This window comes from Paenarthrobacter aurescens, assembly GCF_041549525.1.
Classification (GTDB): Bacteria; Actinomycetota; Actinomycetes; order Actinomycetales; family Micrococcaceae; genus Arthrobacter; species Arthrobacter aurescens.
Genome location: NZ_CP157456.1, coordinates 1,542,795 through 1,563,032, shown reverse-complemented (window position 1 = coordinate 1,563,032; position 20,238 = coordinate 1,542,795). Strand labels below are relative to the sequence as shown.

Genomic DNA, 20,238 nt, shown 5'->3' with positions numbered 1-20,238 from the left:
GTCCGGACTAGGACGCGTGGGCAGCCAGGACGCCGATGATGGGGGCCCATTCTGTGGTGCGGATGCCGGCAATGACGCCGGCTTCAGCGAACGGATCCTGCTTGAGGAGGTCATTGAGTTCAGCCTCGTCAGCGGACTTGAAGATCAGCAGAGCGCCTGCGCCGTCACCGTAGGGCCCGCTGGCAAGTAGTTTGCCTTCCTCGGCCAACGCACCGAGCCACGCACGGTGTGCAGGGCGGGCTTCGTCACGGAGGGCGCCGGAGTCGGCAACGTATACGTACTCAACAGCGAAAACAGTCATGGAGCTAGCCTATCCCTCTTGCCGGCGCAAAAATGTTCACAGCTCTGCCGGGAACGGTCCCGGGCTTTGCCAAAAATTATTCCCCGCTCAGCCAAAAATGTTCACGGGCTTCACAATGTCCGCGTAGATCAGGAGTGCACCCATGGCCATCAGCAGCGCCGCCACGACGTAGGTGGCCGGCAACAGCTTGGCGATGTCGAACGCACCAGGGTCCGGTTTGCCGAACAACTTGGCCACCCGGCGTCGGGCGCCTTCGTAGAGCGCCCCGGCCACGTGGCCGCCATCCAGGGGCAACAGCGGGATGAGGTTGAAGATAGCCAGCGCGAAGTTCAACCCGGCGAGCAACCCGATCAAGGTGCCGATCCGGGCCTGCATGGGCACCTGTTCCATGGCTGCCACTTCGCCTGCGACCCGGCCGACGCCAACTACGCTGATGGGCCCGTTGGGGTCACGGGGTTCTTCGCTGAAGGCTGCTTTCGCCACGCCCACAACCCTGGCCGGCAGGTTGAAGATCACACCCGAGATCTGCTTGATGTTCTCCCCCGCCATGGGCAGGACGGCCGACGCCGGCTGGGGAACCAAAGCAGTTTGGGGGCCGATGCCCAGGAATCCGACCTCCTGGTATTTCAGCACCCCGTTGGCGTCTTGTTCAGGCCTGCCGTCGGCGCCAACCACCGGCCGCGAAGACAGTACAGGGGTCACGGTGGTTTCCATGGCGGATCCGTTACGGGTCACAGTGACGGGAACTTCTTTTCCGGCGGATGCCCGGATCCAGCTGGTGAGCTCGTCCCAGCTGGTGACGGCTTTTCCGTCGAAAGAAGTGATGGTGTCATTGGGCTGGAGGCCTGCAGCAGCAGCCGGGGTCAGTTTGCAGTCGGCAGAATCGGGGTCCACGGTCTCCCCTGCGGCAACCTGGCATTTGGAAACGTCGGCAATGGTGGTGGTTGCCTGCGCTGTGCCGAAGCCCATGAGCAGGACGGCCAGCAGTATCAACCCGATCAACATGTTCATGGCGGGCCCGCCCAGCATGACGACGATCTTCTTCCAGACGGGAAGCTTGTAGAAGACCCGGTTCTCATCACCGGGCCCCACTTCCTCGTGCGCCATGGACCGCGCCTCCGTGGCGAGCGTCTGGAACATCCCTGTGCTGGAGGGACGAACGGCGCCGTCTTCCTTGTTGGGCGGGTACATGCCGATCATGGAGACGTAACCACCCAGCGGAAGCGCCTTGAACCCGTATTCTGTTTCGCCCTTTTTCCTGGACCACAAGGTGGGCCCAAAACCGATCATGTATTTGGTGACCCGCACTTTGAACAGTTTGGCAGGGACCAGGTGGCCCACCTCGTGCAGCGCGATGGAGACAGCTACGCCGATTGCGACGAAGACGACTCCGAGGATGAAAAGTAGGACGGGACTCATGCCGGTGGGACTGCTTCCGTAAAGGTTGTGAGCTACAGAGTGCTGCTGGCTAAACGATCAAGGGTTCGGGCGCGTGCCCATCTCTCAGCATCCAGCACGGACTCCACCGTTAGCTCCGAGGAACCTGAATGTTCGCTGAGGACGGATTCAACAGTATCCACAATGTCAGTGAAACGGATGCGTCCGGCGTGGAAGGCCTCCACCGCTTCCTCGTTGGCTGCGTTGAACACCGCCGGGAAGGTGCTGCCCTGCTTGGCTGCGTCCTTGGCAAGGTCCACGGCCGGGAAGGCCACCGTATCCAGGGGCTCGAACGTCCAACTGGTGGCCTGGGTCCAGTCGCAGGCTTGGGCGGCACGCGGCACGCGATCCGGCCAGCCCAGTCCGAGGGCGATCGGCAGGCGCATGTCCGGCGGCGATGCCTGGGCAATGATGGAACCATCCACGAACTGGACCATGGAATGCACCACAGATTGCGGGTGGACCACCACCTCGATCCTGTCCAGGGGAACATCGAACAACAGGTGTGCCTCAATCACTTCCAGGCCCTTGTTGACGAGACTGGCTGAGTTTGTGGTGACCATCAGCCCCATGTCCCAGGTGGGGTGGGCAAGTGCCTCCTGGGGCGTGACGTTGTGAAGCTCCTCCCGCGTGCGGCCACGGAAGGGGCCGCCGGAGGCAGTCAGGATCAACTTTTCCACCTCTTGATCAGTGCCCGAACGCAGGCACTGGGCAATGGCAGAGTGCTCTGAGTCAACGGGAACGATCTGTCCGGGTGAGGCAGCGGCTTTGACCAAGGCACCGCCCACAATCAGCGATTCCTTGTTGGCCAGAGCCAGGGTGGCTCCGGTGCCAAGGGCAGCCAGGGTGGGTTCCAGCCCAATGGAGCCGGTGATGCCGTTGAGGACTACATCACACCCGATCCCCGCTATCCGGGTGGAGGCGTCGGATCCGGCAAAGATTTCCGGAGCAAAGTGACGTACACCGGCCTCTGCAGCCGCTGCGTCAATCAGGCGCCTGAGGACCTGGGGATCTCCCTTGGCAATTCCGACAGCTTGCACCTTGGTGTGCACTGCCTGCTGCGCAAGGAGTTCCAGATTTCCTCCGCCTGCGCTCAAGGCAACCACTTCGAAACGGTGTGGCGCGGCATCGACCACGTCAATCGCTTGTGTGCCGATGGAACCGGTGGACCCGAGGATGACGATCTTGCGCGGCTGCATTACTTAAGTATCCCTGCCACCGCCGGAGGCCGCGAACGGGGCGGGGCGTATGTGGAAACCCGGGACAGCTTGACCACCATCTTGGCGCGCGTACCGTGAAATCCGCGTACCGTGGAATCGTGGAGTGGTTGTCCTGGTTCGATGCTCGGGACTACGAGTTTGCCCGGCAGGTGCTGCAGCGTGGCACTGCTGCGCTGTACCTGGTTGCCTTCCTTTCCACCGTGAACCAGTTCCCGGCGCTCCTCGGCGAGCGCGGGCTGTTGCCGGTACCGGCATTCCTGGAGATGGCACGCCGCATGGGCCGGCCCACCTTGTTCCGCTGGCGCTATTCCGACTCACTGCTCAGGGCAGTCTGCTGGACGGGCATCGGAGTGTCCGTGCTGTTGGTCATTGGCCTTCCCCAGATGGGCCCGCCTTGGCTTCCCATGCTGGCGTTCCTTGCCTTGTGGTTCCTCTATATGTCGATCGTGAATGTGGGCCAGACGTTCTACGGCTTTGGTTGGGAGATCCTTCTCTTGGAGGCCGGATTCACGGTGGCTTTCCTGGGTTCGGACCAGACTCCTCCGCCCACCACCATCCTGATCCTCATTGTGTGGCTGGTGTTCCGGCTGGAGTTCGGCGCCGGAATGATCAAGATCCGCGGCGGCCATGAGTGGCGGGATTTGACGGCCATGTTCTATCACCATGAGACCCAGCCGATGCCCGGCCCCCTCAGCAGGCAAGCGCACCTCCTTCCGCGTCCGCTGCACAAGGTGGAGGTGGTGGGCAATCATGGCGCCCAGTTGGTGGTGCCGTTCTTCCTGTTCGCCCCTCAACCTCTGGCCAGCATCGCTGCGGGGATCATCATTGTGACCCAGCTCTGGTTGGTGGGCACCGGGAACTTCGCGTGGCTGAACTGGGCGGCAATTGTTCTTGCCTTCGCGGCCGTGAGCGACTCAGTGGTCCACGCCGTCTTTCCGTTTATTCCGCTCAACTGGCATGAGGGTGCCGATACGCCGGTGTGGTGGCTCGCCGTCGTCGTACTGGTGACCGTGCTGTTGCTGGTGTCCAGCTACCGTCCGCTCCTGAATCTGTTTTCCAGGCAGCAGTTGATGAACGCCAGCTTCAACCGCTGGCGGCTGGTGAACGCCTACGGTGCTTTTGGGACTGTGACCAAGCAGCGCATTGAGATTGTGGTTGAGGGCACCATGGATGAGGATCCACGTGCTCCGGATGAGCGATGGTTGGAATACGGCTTCAAGGGCAAGCCCGGCGATGTTCGCCGGCTCCCCCGTCAGTGGGCGCCGTATCATCTGCGCCTGGATTGGCTTATGTGGTTCCTGCCGCTGCGGACGGTCCATGAGGACTGGTTCTACGCGTTCCTGGACAAGCTTTTGAAGGCTGATCAAGCTACGCTGCGGCTGCTTCGCAAGGACCCGTTCGACGGCGAACGCCCCCGTTGGGTGAGGGCGCGCAGCTACCTTTACCGTTTTGCCAGCCGTGATGAGTTCCGCAGGACAGGCGAGCGCTGGGTGCGAGTGCTGCTGTACGACGCTGTCCCGCCGGTGCAGCTAAAGCCGGGACGCCGCCTTACCGGGTGAAGCGGGTTTGCCGGGTGAAGTTGGTTTGCCGGGTGAAGCGGGCTCGCGGGGCGGAGCCGTGGATTCGCGGACCACCAGGTGGGTGGCAAGTTCAACGCGTCGGGAGTCGATCTCTTCACCCTGCATTTGGCGAAGAATGAAGTTCAGCGCTGAACGCCCTATCTCCTGAAGCGGCTGGCTCACTGATGTCAAAGGTGGCGTGGATTCTTCGGCCTGGTATGTTCCGTCGAAGCCCACAAGGCTCATTTCCTCGGGGATCCGGATGTCCTGCCTGCGGGCCTCGGCAAGGACGCCCATGGCGATGCTGTCACTTCCGGCGAACACTGCGGTGGGTGGATCTTCCAAGGCAACCAAGGATTTGAAGGCAGCTGCTCCTGTCTCAGGCCGGAAAGGACCCGCGGAAACGTATTCGTGTTCCACGGTGATCCCTTCTGCCATCAGGGCGGCCATGTAGCCGTGGAGCCGGGCCTGGCTGCATTCGGCGGTGGCAGGCCCGCCGATGTAGGCAATGCGTCGATGCCCCAACTCCAACAGGTGGGTGGCCGCAGCCTTGCCGCCGGCCCAGTTGCTGGAGCCCACACTGTACAGATCAGCGGGAGGCGGGTTCAGGGGGTCGATTACCACAATGGGGATCTGTCGCCTCTGGAATGCTTCGAGTTGCGCTGCTCCGAACGCCGAGGTGACCACGATCATGCCGCTTCGAGCTTCATCGACCATCCGTTGGGCACGTTCTTCCGGGCCGAGCGGCGGCGCCGCCTGCAGGCCGGTGACCGAGAGGATCACTTCCATGTCCGTGACGTTGGCCTGCTCCATGATCCCTTTGAGGACTTCCATGTTGTAGGCGGAGTTCAGGGAGTCAAACACTGCTTCCACAGTCCGCTGGACAGGCTTGCCCTTGCGCTGGAGCGGTGATTGGTAGCCCGTTCGCTGGAGGGCCGCCAGAACACGGGCGCGGGTTCCTTGAGCAACGTCACCCCGGCCGTTGACCACTTTGGAGACGGTGGGCACTGACACTCCCACCTCACGCGCGACGGCGGAAAGGGTCATTTTGGAGGGTCGTTCTTCTGGACTCACGATTACCGCTTTCGAAAAGTTTCGGTTGCTGACAGTCTGCACGTCTATCCGCCCTTGCGTCAATCGAGCAGCCAATGCAACGAATATCTTGCGTCAGAAGTCTTGACGGTGACGCAGGTCACCGCTAAGTTTGGTTGGCACTTCCGAAAGGACTTCCGAAATATTTCGAAAAGTTGCTGGCTGGGAATCGAAGTTGATCCTCAGACCGCGGAGTGCGGCTTTTTACACGCACAACCGGGCAATCAGCGTCGAGCCCGAAGGACGAATGGAAACTGCACATGAATAATCTCAAGTTGCGCACCGCCGGAATGGCCGTTTCTGCAGCCGCATTGTCGATCTCCCTCGTAGCCTGCGGTTCCTCGGGTCCTGCCGGAACAGGAGCCTCAGCGGACTCGGCAACCATGTGGGGACTGACCGGCGGTGACCAGCCTGTGTTCCAAGCATCCGTGGACTCGTGGAACAAGTCGCACCCGGACTCCGCCATCAAGCTGGACTTCTTCGCCAACGACGCCTACAAGACCAAGGTGCGCACCGCCGTCGGCGCCGGCCAGGGACCCACGCTCGTCTACGGCTGGGGCGGCGGCGTGCTGAAGTCCTATGTTGATGCCGGTCAGGTGGATGATCTGACCGGATTCCTCAAAGAAAACCCTGACGTTCAAAGCCGCTACCTTCCCTCCATCCTTGAAAGCGGCGTGATTGACGGCAAAACCTACGCACTGCCCAATAACAAGGTGCAGCCCGTAGTGCTCTACTACAACAAGGAAGTGTTCGAGAAGATCGGTGCAGAGCCGCCCAAAACCTGGGACGAGTTGATGGCATTGGTGCCTAAGTTCAAGGACGCCGGCGTGGCACCTTTCTCCTTGGGCGGCCAGTCCAAATGGCCGGACCTGATGTGGCTTGAATACCTTGTGGACCGGATCGGCGGTCCTGAAGTCTTCGCAAACATTGCAGCCAACAAGCCGGGCGCCTGGTCCGACCCCGCAGTGCTGGAGGCGCTGACCAAAATCCAGGAACTGGTGGATGCCGGCGGTTTCATCAACGGCTTCTCCTCCATTGCCGCTGACAGCAACGCAGACCAGGCCCTGCTGTACACCGGGAAGGCCGCCATGATCCTGCAGGGCAGCTGGATCTACCAGGGCATGAAGAAGGACGCGGCCGACTTCGTTTCAAGCGGCAAGCTCGGCTACATCCCCTTCCCCACGGTTGAAGGCGGCAAGGGTGATCCGGCGAACGTTGTAGGAAATCCCTCCAACTTCTGGTCCGTATCCTCCAAGGCCACCGAAGAACAGAAGAAGACTGCGCTGGACTACGTCAAGGACGGAATGTTCAACGAGGAGAACGTCAAGAGCCTGATCGACTCCGGAGCAGTCCCTGTAGTCACCGGCATTGAAGACAAACTCGCAGCCTCCCCCGACAAGGACTTCCTCACCTACGTTTACGGCATGGCCAAGGACGCCCCGGACTTCACACTTTCCTGGGACCAGGCCCTGAGCCCGGCCCAAGGAGACGCCATGCTGGCCAACCTCGATCAGATCTTCCTGAAGAAGATCACCCCTGAGCAGTTCGCTTCCACTATGAACGCGACGATCGGGAAGTAATACGGTGTCCGCAACTACCACCACTCCACAAAGGGAGTTGGGCGCCGGACGCGTTCCGGGCACCCGGCGGACCCTGGAAAAGGGTCCGTCCGGGTGGCTGGCCGTCCCGGCCCTGGCGTTCTTCATGCTCTTCGCCATCCTTCCGCTCCTGGGAGTCCTGTTCCTGAGTTTCACCAAGTGGGACGGCCTCGGGGAGATCAAACTGGACGGCCTGTCCAGCTGGAACACCGTCTTGGCTGATCCGGTCACGGGCAACGCCTTGTTGGTGACGGCAAAGATCATGTTCTTCTCCTTCATTGTCCAGGCACCCATCAGCCTCCTGCTGGGCGTTTTCACTGCTGCCAGCCAGAAGTACCGCGCAGCCTTGGCCGTCCTCTACTTCGTTCCCCTGCTCCTCTCATCTGCCGCGGTGGCCATCGCTTTCAAGGCCCTGCTGGATCCGAACTTCGGGCTCGGCCCCGGCCTGGGACTGCCGTTCCTGGCGCAGGACTGGCTGGGTAACTCTGATCTGGTGCTTTTTGTGGTGGTCTTCGTGATCGCCTGGCAATTTGTGCCCTTCCACACCCTGATCTACCAAGGCGGCGTACGGCAGATTCCCGCCTCGCTGTACGAGGCTGCCCAAATTGACGGCGCCGGCCGTGTGCAGCAGTTCTTCAACATCACCTTGCCGCAGCTCAAATACACCATGATCACCTCCTCCACCCTCATGGTGGTGGGTTCACTGGCGTACTTCGACTTGGTCTTTGTGCTGACAGCCGGCGGACCCGGCTACTCCACCAGGCTCCTGCCGCTGCACATGTACCTCACCGGCTTCAAAGCCAACGATATGGGAGCGGCGAGCGCCCTGGGCGTCATCCTCGTTGTCATCGGCCTGGCCCTGGCATTGTTCCTGCAACGACTCGGCGGCAAGAACCGCAACGCCAGCCAATTGGAAGGTGCGTAATGGCTTCCACCACTGAACTCCCCCCAGCACCGGCAGTGCTGCCGCAAGCGGCGACCACCCGCCGTCGGCCTCCCAAGCTTGGCCGTGCGCGGCCAAACTTCCTGGGCGGCCTGGGTGGCTGGCTCTGGCTGGCGATCATCATTGTGCCGGTGTACTACGTGGTGATCACCAGCCTAAAGAACCAGGCGGGCTTCTTCACCTCAAACCCGATGCTCCCACCGGCAGAGCCAACCTTGGACAACTACAAGCTTGTCCTGGAGAACGACTTCGCCAAGTACTTCACCAACAGCCTTATAGTCACCGTGGGCAGTGTGGTTCCGGCGCTCTTCGTCGCTTTCATGGCTGCCTACGCCATTGTCCGCGGCAAGGGCAGGTTCCTCAGCTGGACCAACAACGTCTTCCTCCTGGGGCTGGCCATTCCCCTGCACGCCACCATCATCCCCATCTACTGGATGATCACCAAAGCCCACATGTACGACACCTTGCTGGCGCTGATCCTGCCCTCCATTGCCTTCGCAATCCCGGTATCGGTGCTCATCCTTTCGAACTTCATGCGGGATGTTCCCAACGAACTCTTTGAGTCGATGCGACTGGACGGCTGTTCTGACTGGGCCATGATGTGGCGCCTGGCATTGCCCATGACCAAGCCTGCTGTCATCACGGTAGGCATCTACAACGCACTGCATGTATGGAACGGATTCCTGTTCCCGCTGATCCTCACCCAAAGCCCGGACACCAGGGTTTTGCCACTGTCCCTGTGGACCTTCCAAGGTGAGTTCAGCGTCAACATCCCGGCGGTGCTGGCCTCAGTGGTACTGGCCACGCTTCCGTTGCTGGTGATCTACGTCGTGGCGCGCCGGCAGTTGCTCAGCGGCCTCACCGCAGGTTTCAGCAAGTAGCGGCACTACCAACAAGAAAGGACTTGACGATGACAGGGACCAAACCCCTGCGTGTGGGCATGGTGGGTTATGCCTTCATGGGCGCCGCCCACTCCCACGCCTGGCGCACGGCGCCACGCTTTTTCGGCCTTCCCCTTGCTCCGGAACTGACCGCCGTGGCGGGCCGGAGCGAGGAAGGTGTCCGCGCAGCGGCGGCCAAATACGGTTGGGCGTCCATTGAGACCGATTGGCGCCGCCTTATTGAACGCGACGACATTGACCTCATTGATATTTGCACTCCGGGAAACACCCACGCCGAAATAGCCATTGCGGCGCTTGAGGCCGGCAAGCATGTCCTGTGCGAGAAGCCGCTGGCCAACTCGGTGGAGGAAGCGGAGAAGATGACGCTGGTGGCGCAGGCTGCGGCTGAACGCGGAGTGTTCTCCATGTGCGGCTTCAGTTACCGGCGCACTCCCGCTTTGGCATTGGCCAAGCGGATGGTGGAGGACGGCCGCCTGGGCCGGATCCGGCATGTCCGCGCCCAGTATCTTCAGGACTGGCTCAGCGACGTAGACGCTCCGCTGACGTGGCGGCTGGACAAAGCCAAGTCCGGCTCCGGTTCGCTCGGTGACATCGGCGCGCACAGCATCGATGCCGCCCAGTGGATCACGGGACTGAACATCACCGGTGTTTCTGCGCTGCTGGAGACCTTTGTGAAAGAGCGCCCGGTGGGCGGGGATTTTGTGGGCCTGGGCGGCCACGGCGGTGCCGAGGGGCCCCGGGGGCCAGTCACTGTGGACGACGCTGCACTGTTTACCGCCCGTTTCGAATCCGGGCACGACGCCGGTGCTGACGCCGGCTCACGCGGCGGCTCCGATGCCGGGCCGATCGGCATCTTCGAAGCAACCCGTTTCGCCCTGGGACGCAAGAACGCCATGCGCCTGGAACTGAACGGCACCAAGGGATCCCTTGCCTTTGACTTCGAGGACATGAATTCCCTGCAGTTCTACGATTCTGCGCTGGAACCTGATGCAGGCTTCCGCAAAATCATGGTCACCGAGCCCTCCCACCCCTATACCGGTAACTGGTGGCCCACCGGCCATGGCCTCGGCTATGAGCACGGCTTCACCCACCAGGTGGTGGACCTCGTCACTGCAATCGGCGCCGGCGAGCAGCCCACGCCGTCGTTCTCTGACGCTTTGCAGGTGCAAAAAGTACTGGCCGCGGTAGAGGCGAGCGCAGAGAATGCCAGCCGCTGGCAGCACGTGTGACTGACCATGTTGACGCCCCGAAACTAAGGAAACCATGACAAGCAACAACAAGACAGCACTGGTGGTTCGCGGAGGCTGGGACGGACACCAGCCGGTGGAAGCCACCGAGCTGTTCATCCCATACCTCAAGGACAACGGTTACGAGGTCCGGGTGGAGGAATCCCCCAAGATCTATGCCGACCCCGAATATATGGCAACCGTGGACCTGATCGTCCAGTGCATGACCATGACCACCATTGAGAAGGACGAGTTCGAAGGCCTGCGCGCTGCCGTTGAAAACGGCACCGGACTGGCTGGTTGGCATGGCGGGATCGCCGATTCCTACCGTAACAACTCGGACTATTTGCACCTGATCGGCGGCCAGTTCGCCTGCCACCCCGGCAAGCATCCTGACGAGCGCACCGGTGAGCAGTCGGATAACTACGTCCCTTACACCGTCAATATGCTGCCCGCTGCCTCCGGACACCCCATCACCGAAGGAATCGGCGACTTCGACCTCGTCACCGAACAGTACTGGGTGCTCTCCGATGACTACATCGACGTTTTGGCTACAACCACCCAAAAGGTGCGTCAGTGGGATCCATGGAACCGCGAAGTTACCTCGCCGGCCATATGGACCCGCCAATGGGGCAAGGGCAAAATCTTTGTCTGCACCCCGGGTCACCGCGTGGAAATCCTTCAAGACCCAAACGTCCGCACCATCATTGAAAGGGGCATGCTGTGGGCAAGCCGCTGAATGTGGGAGTGATCGGCTGCGGCGCCATCATCGCCCAGTACCTGACGAACTTCCGCAAGCTGGATTCGATCAACCTTGTTGCCGTGGCGGACCTTGATCCGGCGAGGGCCCAGGCTGTTGCAGACTCATACGACGGCGTCCGCGCGTTGAGCGTGGACGAGCTCCTGGCCGCCGATGATGTGGACCTCGTACTGAACCTCACCATCCCCGCCGCCCACGCCGACATTGCGCTGAAGGCCATTGCAGCCGGGAAATCCGTCTACGGCGAAAAACCCCTGGCCGCCACCACGGCCGAGGCTCAGCAGGTGCTGGATGCGGCGGCTGCGGCCGGAGTCACTGTGGGCTGCGCACCGGACACCGTGCTGGGAACCGGCATCCAGACAGCCCGCAAGGCCATTGACGACGGACTGATCGGGGCGCCCATTTCGGCCACCGCCACTATGGCCACGCCCGGGCACGAGCGCTGGCACCCGAACCCTGATTTCTACTACCAGCCTGGCGGCGGACCACTCCTGGACATGGGCCCGTACTACGTCTCGGCGCTGGTAACCCTGCTGGGACCTGTGGTCTCAGTGGTGGGCGCTGCCAGCCACACCCGCAACGAACGGACCATCGGCTCAGGCGCGCGTCAAGGGCAAGTGGTTCCGGTGAACATCGACTCGCACGTCACCGGAGTCCTGGTCCATGCATCGGGAGCGCTCTCGACGCTCTTCATGAGCTTCGACGCCGTCAGGACCAAGAGCCCCAACATTGAGATCCACGGAGAAACCGGTTCGCTGGTGGTCCCGGACCCCAATCACTTTGACGGCGATGTGCAACTGTTCGCACTCGGCGCCGAGGATTGGGAAACGCTCCCCGTCTCTGCCGGATACGTGGACTCGGGCCGCGGTTTTGGAATAGCGGACCTCGCCAACACCCCGTCCGGACAGGAACCACGTGCCGGCGGTCAGTTGGCCTTCCACGCCTTGGACATCATGGAATCAGTGCTGGAATCGGCCAGGAGCGGGCAGTCCGTGGCCATCAAGAGCACGGCCGCACGGCCTCCTGTGGTTGAACTGACGGAAATTACGACGTCGGTACTCACCTAGGGCTCTGCCAGCCAGCAAATCCGGCCCTCGTTTGCTCTGCACGCCGTTCTGCGGTGGGTGGGGCGAACGAGGGCCGGATTGTTGCTTAGAGCCCTGCCCGGCGAAGTGTGGATTGGGCGTGTTTGAGGATGGGGCCGTCAATCATCTTGCCGTTGAACTGGAACACGCCTGTGCCTGCAGATGCTGCGGCTTCCAGGAGTTCAGTGGCATGGGCCACCGCTTCCTGAGTGGGTGCGTAGGCTTCCCGCACCACTGCCACCTGCTGGGGATGGATACAAGCTTTGGCTCCGAAGCCACTGGACACCGCGTCCCGCGACTCAACCGCCAACCCCTCAAGATCCGGGATGTTCACATACACGGAGTCGATAGCTTCTTTGCCCGCGGCTTTGGCGGCGAGCAGCACAGCAGAGCGTGAGTGAAGAGCGACAGCCCGGTACCCGCCGTCGTCGTCCCTGCTGGAAAGGCCGCCAAGGGAAGCCAGCAGGTCCTCCGCGCCCCACATCAACCCAACGACGTTGGGCTGCGCAGCAATGGCCGGGGCGTTGACGATTCCCGCGGCCGTCTCGCACAGCGCGATCACCCGGTATCCCTCCAGGGCCTTGAGCTGCTCCGCACCCTCCGCCTTGGCCAGCATCACTGTGCGATACGGCGACTTGGCAAGGGCTTCAAGGTCCAAGTCGAAATCAGAGGTATCCACAGGATTCACGCGGACAATGGTCCGGTCCGGATCCAATGCATCTGTACCCGATTGCTCCAGAATCGCTGCGCGGGCCGCCGCCTTGGCCGCCGGGGCCACAGCATCTTCGAGATCAAGAATGACGGCGTCCGCACGATCAGCCGCCTTTCCGAAACGTTCCGGACGGTCCGCAGGGCAGAACAGGAGTGCCGGACCCATGGTGAAAGGCTGCACATCGGAGGAGAGCATGGAGATCCTTGCTTGCTGGGGGCTGAAAGTACTGGAGACGATGTTAGCCGGGATCAAGACGTCGCTGCGTGCGCTTCCTTGGTCCACATCAGGCAAGTCCGTGTAGCCAGGGCCACCACCGCCCCGTCCTGGTTGCGGCCGGTATGCTGCATGGTCACCACGCCTTGGCCGGGCCGGGAAGAGGACAACCGTTTTCCTGTGATCACTGTTTCCGTGTACAGGGTATCGCCGTGATACAACGGGTGCGGAAAAGCCACGTCCGTCAGCCCCAGCTGCGCGATGATGGTCCCCTGCGTCAGCTGCGTCACGGACTGCCCCACCATGGTGGACAGGGTGAACATTGAGTTCATGAGCCGTTGCCCGAACGGTTGACCCGAACTCCAGGCGGCGTCCAAATGCAGCGCTTGGGTATTCATGGTCATGGTGGTGAAGAGGACATTGTCCGCCTCGGTCACCGTACGGCCAGGTTTGTGCGCATAGATCACGTCCTCTTCGAGCTCGTCGAAATAGAGTCCACGCTGCTCAACCACCCGCGTCATACAGTGAGCTCCTGGTCTTCCTCGAACAACTCGGCACCGGTGGCGGCCAAAACGTCCTCAAGCGTGACGTTGGGTGCCAGCTCACGCAGGACCAGCCGCGGGTCACCTTCATCCTTGACCACATCAATCACTGCGAGGTCGGTGATGATCCGGTCCACACACCCCTTGCCGGTCAAAGGTAGTGTGCAGTCCTGGACGATCTTGGGACGGCCATTGCGGTCCACATGTTCCATCATGACAATGACTTTCTTGGCACCGAACACCAGGTCCATCGCACCGCCCATGCCCTTGACCATTTTGCCCGGGATCATCCAGTTGGCCAGATCACCGTTGGCGGCCACCTCCATGGCACCCAAAACTGCTACGTCCACGTGCCCACCGCGGATCATGCCGAAGGACGCCGCCGAATCAAAGAACGCAGCCCCGGGGTTGGTGGTGACTGTTTCCTTGCCCGCGTTGATGAGGTCCGGATCCACCTTGTCCTCCGCCGGGTAGGGGCCAACGCCGAGGATCCCGTTCTCGGAATGCAGAATGACCTCAACGCCTGCGGGTATGTAGTTGGGGATCAGGGTGGGCATGCCGATACCAAGGTTCACGTATTGCCCGTTGACCAGCTCCCGGGCAACACGGGCGGCAAGTTCGTTGCGGGTCCAGCCTTTGGCCTCGTGATGTTCGACGTCGGCGCGACGGTACTCGTGCCGCACGGCTTCGGGGCGGGGAGGGATGTCGTGGTACGAGTTATCGGTCATCGTCCCGCTCCTGCCTGGCCTGATGCCGTAGTGGGACCCGTTTCCAGAGTGGAGCCCGTTTCCGTAGTGGGACCCGTTTTCATAGTGGAGCTGAGCGCCACCGTCCGCTTTTCTATCCGTTTCTCGCTGGAGGTTGCCAGCACCACCCTCTGAACGAAGATCCCGGGCGTGTGGATATGCTCAGGGTCCAGCTCGCCGGGTTCCACCAACTCCTCCACTTCGGCAATGGTGGTCCTTGCCGCCATGGCGCAGAGGGGGTTGAAGTTCATGGCAGTCGCGTGGAAAACGAGGTTCCCGTGGCGGTCACCTTTCCAGGCATGGACCAAGCCGAAATCAGGTGTCAGGGACTCTTCCAGCACGTAGTCCGCGTCGTTGAAAGTGCGCACTTCCTTAGGGGAAGAAGCGATCGCAACGTTTCCGTCGGCGTCGTACTTTTGCGGAAGTCCGCCTTCGGACACCTGTGTACCCACACCGGCTTTGGTGTAGAAGGCAGGGATGCCGGCACCTCCAGCACGGAGCTTCTCGGCCAAGGTGCCCTGTGGGGTGAGGACTACCTCCAGCTCCCCCGACAAGTACTGCCGGGCGAATTCCTTGTTCTCGCCGACGTAGGAACTGATGGTCCGTCGGATCCGGCCGTCCTTCAGGAGAATGCCAAGGCCCCAGTCGTCCACACCGCAGTTGTTGCTGACCGTCTCAAGATCCGTGGTTCCCTGCTGGTACAAGGCGTCGATCAGGGAAACGGGGATGCCGCATAAACCGAAACCTCCCACAGCCAACGAGGCACCGTCCGGGATGTCCTTCACCGCTTCCGCGGCGCTGGCAACAACCTTGTCAATCATCCTTGATCCTTCCCCTGCGGTTACAGACCCAGCTCGCGGGCGATCAGCATCAACTGCACCTCCGTGGTGCCCTCCCCGATTTCAAGGATCTTGGAGTCGCGATAATGCCGTGCCACCGTGAATTCGTTGATGAAGCCATAGCCGCCGAACACCTGGGTGGCGTCCCGCGCGTTATCCATGGCTGCCTCGCCTGCGACCATCTTAGCGATGGCCGCTTCGGTCTTGAACGGCTTACCTGCCAGCATCCTCGACGCAGCGTCGTAGTAGGCAAGGCGTGCGGTATGGGCCCTTGCCTGCATCCGGGCGATCTTGAACTGAATGGCTTGGTACTTGCCGATGTTCTGCCCGAACGCGCTGCGCTCCTTGGCATACTTCACCGAGAGGTCCACGCAACCCTGGGCTGCGCCTGTGGCCAGGGCAGCGATCGCGATCCGGCCCTCGTCAAGGATGGACAGGAAGTTCGCATAGCCACGGCCGCGCTCGCCCAGGAGGTTCGCCTCGGGAATGCGGACATTGTCCAGGGTCAGCGGGTGCGTGTCGGAGGCGTTCCAGCCCACCTTGTTGTACGGCTTTTCCGCGGTGAAACCGGGCGTGTCCGTAGGCACAAGGATGGTGGAGATCTCTTTCTTGGTGCTGCCGTCCGCGTTTTCCTTCTGCCCCGTCACCGCCGTGACCGTCACCAAGGTAGTGATGTCCGTACCGGAGTTGGTGATGAACTCCTTGTTGCCGTTGATGACCCATTCGCCGTTGTCCAGATGGGCGTTGGTCTTGGTCCCGCCCGCATCCGAACCTGCCTCGCGCTCCGTCAGGCCGAAACCGGCCAAGGACCGTCCGGACGCCAACTGCGGCAGCCACTCCTGTTTCTGTTCCTCAGTGCCGAAGCGGTACACAGGCATCGCACCGAGCGACACCCCGGCTTCCAGCGTGATGGCCACCGACTGATCAACACGGCCCAACTGCTCCAACGCCAAGGCCAGGGCAAAGTAGTCCCCGCCCATCCCGCCGAACTCCTCGGGGAACGGCAGGCCGAACAGCCCCATCTCCCCCATCTGCTTCACAACCTCGTACGGAAAACTATGCTCTTCGTCGTGCTTGGCGGAGACCGGTGCCACCACTTCGTCGGCGAACTCGCGGACGGAGTCGCTCAGGTCCTGATACTCCTCATTTAGTTCAAACGTGCTCATGGCTGGACTTCCTCGTCTGTGCTGGTGCTGTCTGTGTCTACGTGAATGGTGGCGAGTACCTGGTCTGCTTTGACAAGGTCGCCCGGTTTGCTGGTCAGGTGCACGGTTCCGGCCACGGTGGCCACCAGTTGGTGCTCCATCTTCATGGCCTCCACCGCAAGGAGCGCCTGGCCTGCCTCCACGGTGTCGCCGTCCGTCACCGATACTGAAACCACGGTCCCGGGCATCGGCGAACGAACCTCCGGGTCCGCTGCCCCGTCCTCGCGCTGGATCCCGGCGAGCATCCGTCGCAGGCGCTCAGCGCGGTTCAGGACCTCAAGCCTGCAGGACCAACCATTGTTGCCGAGGAAGAGCTCGCGGACACTGGTAGGTCCATTGTTCGCGGAGTCCTCTGACCTGCCCACCGCGAAGGTGATCGGACCGTCGTCGAACTCCACCACAATCCTGTTATCACCACGATCCGCCACCCGGACGATCACCGGATCCCCGCCGTCGACGCTTGCCGTCACAGTACCGAGCCGATCCTTGACTGATGCCACCTCGGTCAGTGACACCGTGGCTGTTCCACCGCCCGGAACGCCGAACGTGGCTGTCCACGCGCCGCGTCCCCCCACACGCCAAGCGTCCGGAACCTCCCACGCGTGGCCCGCGAGCGCCGCACCTGTACGCTCAAGCCACAGCGTCAGGGCAGCAGCGATCAACTCAGCAGGACCAACATGACGGAACGCCATGGACGGCAGCCTGCGCTCGATCAATCCAGTATCGAGGTGCCCGGCCCGGACCTCGGGGGCATTGATCAACAACCGCAGATACTCCACGTTGGTATCAACGCCCAGCAACGTATAACGGCCCAAAGCGGCATCGAGGGTTTCCAGCGCCGCCGCCCTGTCATCGCCCCAGGCGATGACCTTGGCCAACATGGGATCGTAATCCCCGGTGATCTCAACGTTTTGCCGCATCGCGGAGTCGATCCGCACGTTTGCGTTTGCCGGCAGCTCCCCCGAAACCCCTGCATCTGCGGCGCCCTGTTCTGCCAGTGCCACAACCCGACCCATGGAGGGCATGAAGTTCCGCTCAGGCACTTCGGCGTAAACGCGCGCCTCCACGGCATGACCCTTAAGTACGACGTCGGACTGGGCCACGGTGAGCACCTCACCTGCGGCGATCCTCACCTGCCATTCAACGAGGTCGATGCCTGTGACCATTTCGGTGACGGGGTGCTCTACTTGCAGCCGGGTGTTCATCTCCATGAAGAAGAACTCGTCGGGATGTTCGTCGGAAACGAGGAACTCCACCGTGCCGGCACCGCTGTAGTTCACCGAACGGGCGGCATTGCAGGCCGCTTCACCAATTCGGGCCCGCTCCTCAACGCCGTTGGGCAATGATTCAAAAAGGGCGGACGGAGCTTCCTCAATGACTTTCTGATGGCGCCGCTGAAGCGAACACTCGCGCTCGCCGAGGTGGATCACGTTGCCGTGGTTGTCTGCAAGGACCTGGACCTCGATGTGGCGCGGAGCGCGGATCAGCCGCTCGAGGAAGAGCGTGTCGTCACCGAAAGCAGACGCTGCGACGCGCCTGGCCGTGGCGAGGGTGGAAGCCATGTCCTCCGGCCTTTCCACCACATGCATGCCTTTTCCACCACCACCCGCGGACGGTTTGATCAGCAAAGGAAAGCCGACGTCCGGCGCTGCCTGGATCAGTTCCCCATCACTGAGACCAGGTTGTGCAATGCCCGGAACGCAGGGGACGCCGTAGGCCATCACGTGGTTCTTGGACCGGATCTTGTCTCCCATGACCTCAATGGCACCAATTCCGGGGCCAATGAAGGTGATGCCGGCTGCTTCCAGCGCCTTGGCGAACTCCACATTCTCGGACAGGAAGCCGTAGCCCGGGTGGACTGCATCCGCGCCGCTGCGACGGCATGCTTCGATGATGGCATCGATTTTCAAGTAGCTCTCAGCCGGTGCTGTGCCACCGATGGCAACAGCGGTATCGGCGAGGGCTACGTGCTTGGCATCCTTATCCGCGTCCGAGTAGACGGCCACGGAGCGGATACCCATGTCCTTGAGCGTGCGGATGACGCGGCAAGCGATCTCCCCGCGGTTGGCGACGAGGACGGCACCGAAAGTTCGGGCTTGAATCCTGTGCTCCGGCTGGGCGGCGATGGTGATGGGCGCGGTCATGGTCACATCCTCAAGAGACCAAAGGAGGTCTCGGGCAGTGGCGGGCGGGAGACGACGTCCAGGGCCATGCCCAGGACACGGCGGGTATCAGCGGGATCGATGATGCCGTCATCCCACAGCCTTGCGGTGGAGTAATAAGGGCTCCCCTGATCCTCATACTGTTGCTTGATGGGAGCTTTGAAAGCTTCCTCGTCCTCGGCAGACCATTCTTGGCCCGCAGCCTCGTACTGATCCCTTTTGACGGTGGCCAGGACGCTGGAAGCCTGGTTTCCGCCCATGACCGAGATGCGGGCGGCGGGCCACATCCACAGGAACCGCGGCGAATAGGCTCTGCCACACATGGAGTAGTTGCCGGCGCCGAAGGAACCGCCGATCACCACCGTCAGTTTGGGCACCCGGGCTGTGGCCACAGCCGTGACCATTTTGGCGCCGTTCTTGGCGATGCCGCCCTGCTCGTAGTCCTTGCCCACCATGAAGCCGGACAGGTTTTGGAGGAAGATCAGGGGGATCCCGCGCTGATCGCAGAGCTCAATGAAGTGGGCCCCCTTGAGGGACGATTCGCTGAAAAGAACACCGTTGTTGGCCACGATTCCCACCGGGTGGCCGTGCAGGTGCGCGAAACCGGTCACCAGTGTGGTGCCGTAGTTCTTCTTGAACTCATGGAATTCGGAACCGTCCACAAGCCGTGCAATGACTTCGCGGACGTCGTACTGGGCGTTGACGTCCGTGGGAACTATCCCGTAGATCTCTGAAGGATCGACGACGGGCGGCAGGACGACGTCGGACACGTCCCATGCCGGCTGCGCCGGCTTCGGCAAGGTGGCCACGATGTCCCGCACAATCTCAAGCGCATGGTGGTCGTTCTCGGCCAGGTGATCCGTGACCCCGGAAATCCTTGAATGGACGTCGCCGCCACCCAGCTCCTCAGCGGTGACGATCTCACCGATGGCTGCCTTAACCAACGGTGGGCCGCCCAGGAAGATGGTGCCCTGGTTCCGGACGATGACCGTTTCATCGCTCATGGCCGGGACGTACGCACCGCCGGCTGTGCACGATCCCATGACAGAGGCGATCTGCGGGATCTTGGCCGCCGACATTTTGGCCTGGTTGAAAAAGATCCGGCCGAAGTGTTCCTTGTCCGGGAAGACCTCGTCCTGCTTGGGCAGGAATGCTCCGCCCGAATCGACGAGGTAAATGCAGGGAAGCTTGTTCTCCAAGGCGATCTCTTGGGCACGGAGATGCTTCTTCACGGTCAGGGGATAGTAGGTGCCGCCCTTGACTGTGGCGTCGTTGGAGATCACCAGAACATGGCGGCCATGGACCAGGCCGATGCCCGCAATCACTCCGGCCCCCGGCGAATCATCGTTGTACATGCCATTGGCTGCCAAGGGCGCGATCTCGAGGAACGGGCTGCCGTCATCGAGCAAGTACTCGATCCGTTCCCGCGGCAGAAGCTTGCCCCGGGCAATGTGCCGCTCACGGGACTTGGCTGGTCCGCCAAGGGCCGCCGTCGCGAGCCGCTCCCTCAATTCCTCCACCAAAGCCAGCTGCGCATCCTGGTTGGCCTGAAAGGAGCCGGCTGCGGCTCCCGTCAGACTGGAAATTGTCTCCATTGACCCCTGTTCCATTCCCGGCCGCAGGCCATTTCGGTTAGTGCCATGTAACTGAAATTTAGGTTAGTCTTTATTAACTGTGATGTCCAGCACAGTGGTAC

General features: G+C 61.8%; 18 protein-coding genes. 7 read left to right on the top strand and 11 right to left on the bottom strand.

All coding sequences use genetic code 11. The features are described from left to right. Positions 1-7: 7 nt before the first annotated feature. From ABI796_RS07245 to dxr, 3 genes are all read right to left on the bottom strand, one after another. Positions 8-301 carry a YciI family protein gene (locus tag ABI796_RS07245; RefSeq protein WP_141283977.1) on the bottom strand — a complete coding sequence of 98 codons (294 nt, stop codon included), beginning with the start codon at positions 299-301 and terminating at the stop codon, positions 8-10. Positions 302-388: 87 nt separating this feature from the next. Next, positions 389-1,720, bottom strand: a complete 1,332-nt coding sequence (locus tag ABI796_RS07240) for an RIP metalloprotease (RefSeq protein WP_141283979.1) — start codon at positions 1,718-1,720, stop codon at positions 389-391. Positions 1,721-1,752: 32 nt separating this feature from the next. After that, positions 1,753-2,937, bottom strand: a complete 1,185-nt coding sequence (dxr, locus tag ABI796_RS07235) for a 1-deoxy-D-xylulose-5-phosphate reductoisomerase (RefSeq protein WP_141283980.1) — start codon at positions 2,935-2,937, stop codon at positions 1,753-1,755. Between the two features lie 119 nt (positions 2,938-3,056). On the opposite strand from dxr, the gene ABI796_RS07230 reads away from it, so the two are divergent. Further along, positions 3,057-4,517 carry a lipase maturation factor family protein gene (locus ABI796_RS07230; protein ID WP_141284023.1) on the top strand — a complete coding sequence of 487 codons (1,461 nt, stop codon included), beginning with the start codon at positions 3,057-3,059 and terminating at the stop codon, positions 4,515-4,517. Here ABI796_RS07230 and ABI796_RS07225 read toward each other — a convergent pair. Then, positions 4,488-5,564: a LacI family DNA-binding transcriptional regulator gene (locus ABI796_RS07225; RefSeq protein ID WP_246095815.1), complete on the bottom strand. Its 1,077-nt coding sequence runs from the start codon at positions 5,562-5,564 to the stop codon at positions 4,488-4,490. The two genes, ABI796_RS07230 and ABI796_RS07225, sit on opposite strands and share 30 nt — an antisense overlap. A gap of 305 nt (positions 5,565-5,869) precedes the next feature. Here ABI796_RS07225 and ABI796_RS07220 point away from each other — a divergent pair, with 305 nt between their 5' ends. Genes ABI796_RS07220 through ABI796_RS07195 form a run of 6 tightly spaced genes read left to right on the top strand, consistent with a single transcriptional unit; the run spans position 5,870 to position 12,105 of the window. Further along, positions 5,870-7,189: an extracellular solute-binding protein gene (locus ABI796_RS07220; protein ID WP_141283984.1), complete on the top strand. Its 1,320-nt coding sequence runs from the start codon at positions 5,870-5,872 to the stop codon at positions 7,187-7,189. 4 nt (positions 7,190-7,193) lie between these two features. Further along, on the top strand, positions 7,194-8,132 hold the full coding sequence (locus tag ABI796_RS07215) for a carbohydrate ABC transporter permease (RefSeq protein ID WP_141283986.1): 939 nt from the start codon (positions 7,194-7,196) through the stop codon (positions 8,130-8,132). Then, on the top strand, positions 8,132-9,031 hold the full coding sequence (locus ABI796_RS07210; RefSeq protein WP_141283988.1) for a carbohydrate ABC transporter permease: 900 nt from the start codon (positions 8,132-8,134) through the stop codon (positions 9,029-9,031). Before ABI796_RS07215 ends, ABI796_RS07210 begins: the two co-directional genes overlap by 1 nt. 29 nt (positions 9,032-9,060) lie before the next feature. After that, on the top strand, positions 9,061-10,281 hold the full coding sequence (locus tag ABI796_RS07205) for a Gfo/Idh/MocA family protein (RefSeq protein ID WP_141283990.1): 1,221 nt from the start codon (positions 9,061-9,063) through the stop codon (positions 10,279-10,281). 34 nt (positions 10,282-10,315) lie between these two features. Further along, complete coding sequence (locus tag ABI796_RS07200; RefSeq protein ID WP_141283992.1) at positions 10,316-11,017, top strand: ThuA domain-containing protein; 702 nt, start codon at positions 10,316-10,318, stop codon at positions 11,015-11,017. Then, positions 11,002-12,105, top strand: a complete 1,104-nt coding sequence (locus ABI796_RS07195; RefSeq protein WP_141283994.1) for a Gfo/Idh/MocA family protein — start codon at positions 11,002-11,004, stop codon at positions 12,103-12,105. The genes ABI796_RS07200 and ABI796_RS07195 overlap by 16 nt, the downstream gene beginning before the upstream one ends. An 85-nt stretch (positions 12,106-12,190) precedes the next feature. On the opposite strand, the gene ABI796_RS07190 is transcribed toward ABI796_RS07195, so the two are convergent. The 7 genes from ABI796_RS07190 to ABI796_RS07160 are packed head-to-tail and all read right to left on the bottom strand — an operon-like array spanning position 12,191 to position 20,137. Then, positions 12,191-13,030 carry a CoA ester lyase gene (locus tag ABI796_RS07190; protein ID WP_141283996.1) on the bottom strand — a complete coding sequence of 280 codons (840 nt, stop codon included), beginning with the start codon at positions 13,028-13,030 and terminating at the stop codon, positions 12,191-12,193. Positions 13,031-13,083: 53 nt separating this feature from the next. Further along, a complete protein-coding gene (locus ABI796_RS07185) occupies positions 13,084-13,569 on the bottom strand; it encodes a MaoC family dehydratase (protein WP_141283998.1) in 486 nt (161 codons plus the stop codon). Beyond that, the gene (locus tag ABI796_RS07180) at positions 13,566-14,318 is read right to left on the bottom strand and encodes a CoA transferase subunit B (RefSeq protein ID WP_141284000.1); all 753 of its coding nucleotides are present in this window, start codon (positions 14,316-14,318) and stop codon (positions 13,566-13,568) included. Before ABI796_RS07180 ends, ABI796_RS07185 begins: the two co-directional genes overlap by 4 nt. Next, a complete protein-coding gene (locus tag ABI796_RS07175) occupies positions 14,315-15,157 on the bottom strand; it encodes a CoA transferase subunit A (protein WP_246095816.1) in 843 nt (280 codons plus the stop codon). The genes ABI796_RS07180 and ABI796_RS07175 overlap by 4 nt, the downstream gene beginning before the upstream one ends. A gap of 20 nt (positions 15,158-15,177) precedes the next feature. Continuing rightward, a complete protein-coding gene (locus tag ABI796_RS07170) occupies positions 15,178-16,341 on the bottom strand; it encodes an acyl-CoA dehydrogenase family protein (protein WP_141284002.1) in 1,164 nt (387 codons plus the stop codon). Beyond that, positions 16,338-18,524 (bottom strand): biotin carboxylase N-terminal domain-containing protein, encoded by a 2,187-nt coding sequence (locus ABI796_RS07165; RefSeq protein WP_141284004.1) that lies wholly within the window; start codon positions 18,522-18,524, stop codon positions 16,338-16,340. The genes ABI796_RS07170 and ABI796_RS07165 overlap by 4 nt, the downstream gene beginning before the upstream one ends. Before the next feature lie 2 nt (positions 18,525-18,526). After that, positions 18,527-20,137: a carboxyl transferase domain-containing protein gene (locus tag ABI796_RS07160; protein WP_141284005.1), complete on the bottom strand. Its 1,611-nt coding sequence runs from the start codon at positions 20,135-20,137 to the stop codon at positions 18,527-18,529. Positions 20,138-20,238: the final 101 nt, after the last annotated feature.

Bases quoted from the DNA above. Each gene is read 5' to 3' on its own strand.
- ABI796_RS07210 (WP_141283988.1), top strand. From the start codon at position 8,132: ATGGCTTCCACCACTGAACTCCCCCCAGCACCGGCAGTGCTGCCGCAA.
- ABI796_RS07190 (WP_141283996.1), bottom strand. From the start codon at position 13,030: ATGCTCTCCTCCGATGTGCAGCCTTTCACCATGGGTCCGGCACTCCTG.
- ABI796_RS07170 (WP_141284002.1), bottom strand. From the start codon at position 16,341: ATGAGCACGTTTGAACTAAATGAGGAGTATCAGGACCTGAGCGACTCC.
- ABI796_RS07165 (WP_141284004.1), bottom strand. From the start codon at position 18,524: ATGACCGCGCCCATCACCATCGCCGCCCAGCCGGAGCACAGGATTCAA.
- ABI796_RS07200 (WP_141283992.1), top strand. From the start codon at position 10,316: ATGACAAGCAACAACAAGACAGCACTGGTGGTTCGCGGAGGCTGGGAC.
- ABI796_RS07240 (WP_141283979.1), bottom strand. From the start codon at position 1,720: ATGAGTCCCGTCCTACTTTTCATCCTCGGAGTCGTCTTCGTCGCAATC.
- ABI796_RS07245 (WP_141283977.1), bottom strand. From the start codon at position 301: ATGACTGTTTTCGCTGTTGAGTACGTATACGTTGCCGACTCCGGCGCC.
- dxr (WP_141283980.1), bottom strand. From the start codon at position 2,937: ATGCAGCCGCGCAAGATCGTCATCCTCGGGTCCACCGGTTCCATCGGC.
- ABI796_RS07220 (WP_141283984.1), top strand. From the start codon at position 5,870: ATGAATAATCTCAAGTTGCGCACCGCCGGAATGGCCGTTTCTGCAGCC.
- ABI796_RS07225 (WP_246095815.1), bottom strand. From the start codon at position 5,564: ATGACCCTTTCCGCCGTCGCGCGTGAGGTGGGAGTGTCAGTGCCCACC.
- ABI796_RS07205 (WP_141283990.1), top strand. From the start codon at position 9,061: ATGACAGGGACCAAACCCCTGCGTGTGGGCATGGTGGGTTATGCCTTC.
- ABI796_RS07185 (WP_141283998.1), bottom strand. From the start codon at position 13,569: ATGACGCGGGTGGTTGAGCAGCGTGGACTCTATTTCGACGAGCTCGAA.
- ABI796_RS07180 (WP_141284000.1), bottom strand. From the start codon at position 14,318: ATGACCGATAACTCGTACCACGACATCCCTCCCCGCCCCGAAGCCGTG.
- ABI796_RS07175 (WP_246095816.1), bottom strand. From the start codon at position 15,157: ATGATTGACAAGGTTGTTGCCAGCGCCGCGGAAGCGGTGAAGGACATC.
- ABI796_RS07160 (WP_141284005.1), bottom strand. From the start codon at position 20,137: ATGGAGACAATTTCCAGTCTGACGGGAGCCGCAGCCGGCTCCTTTCAG.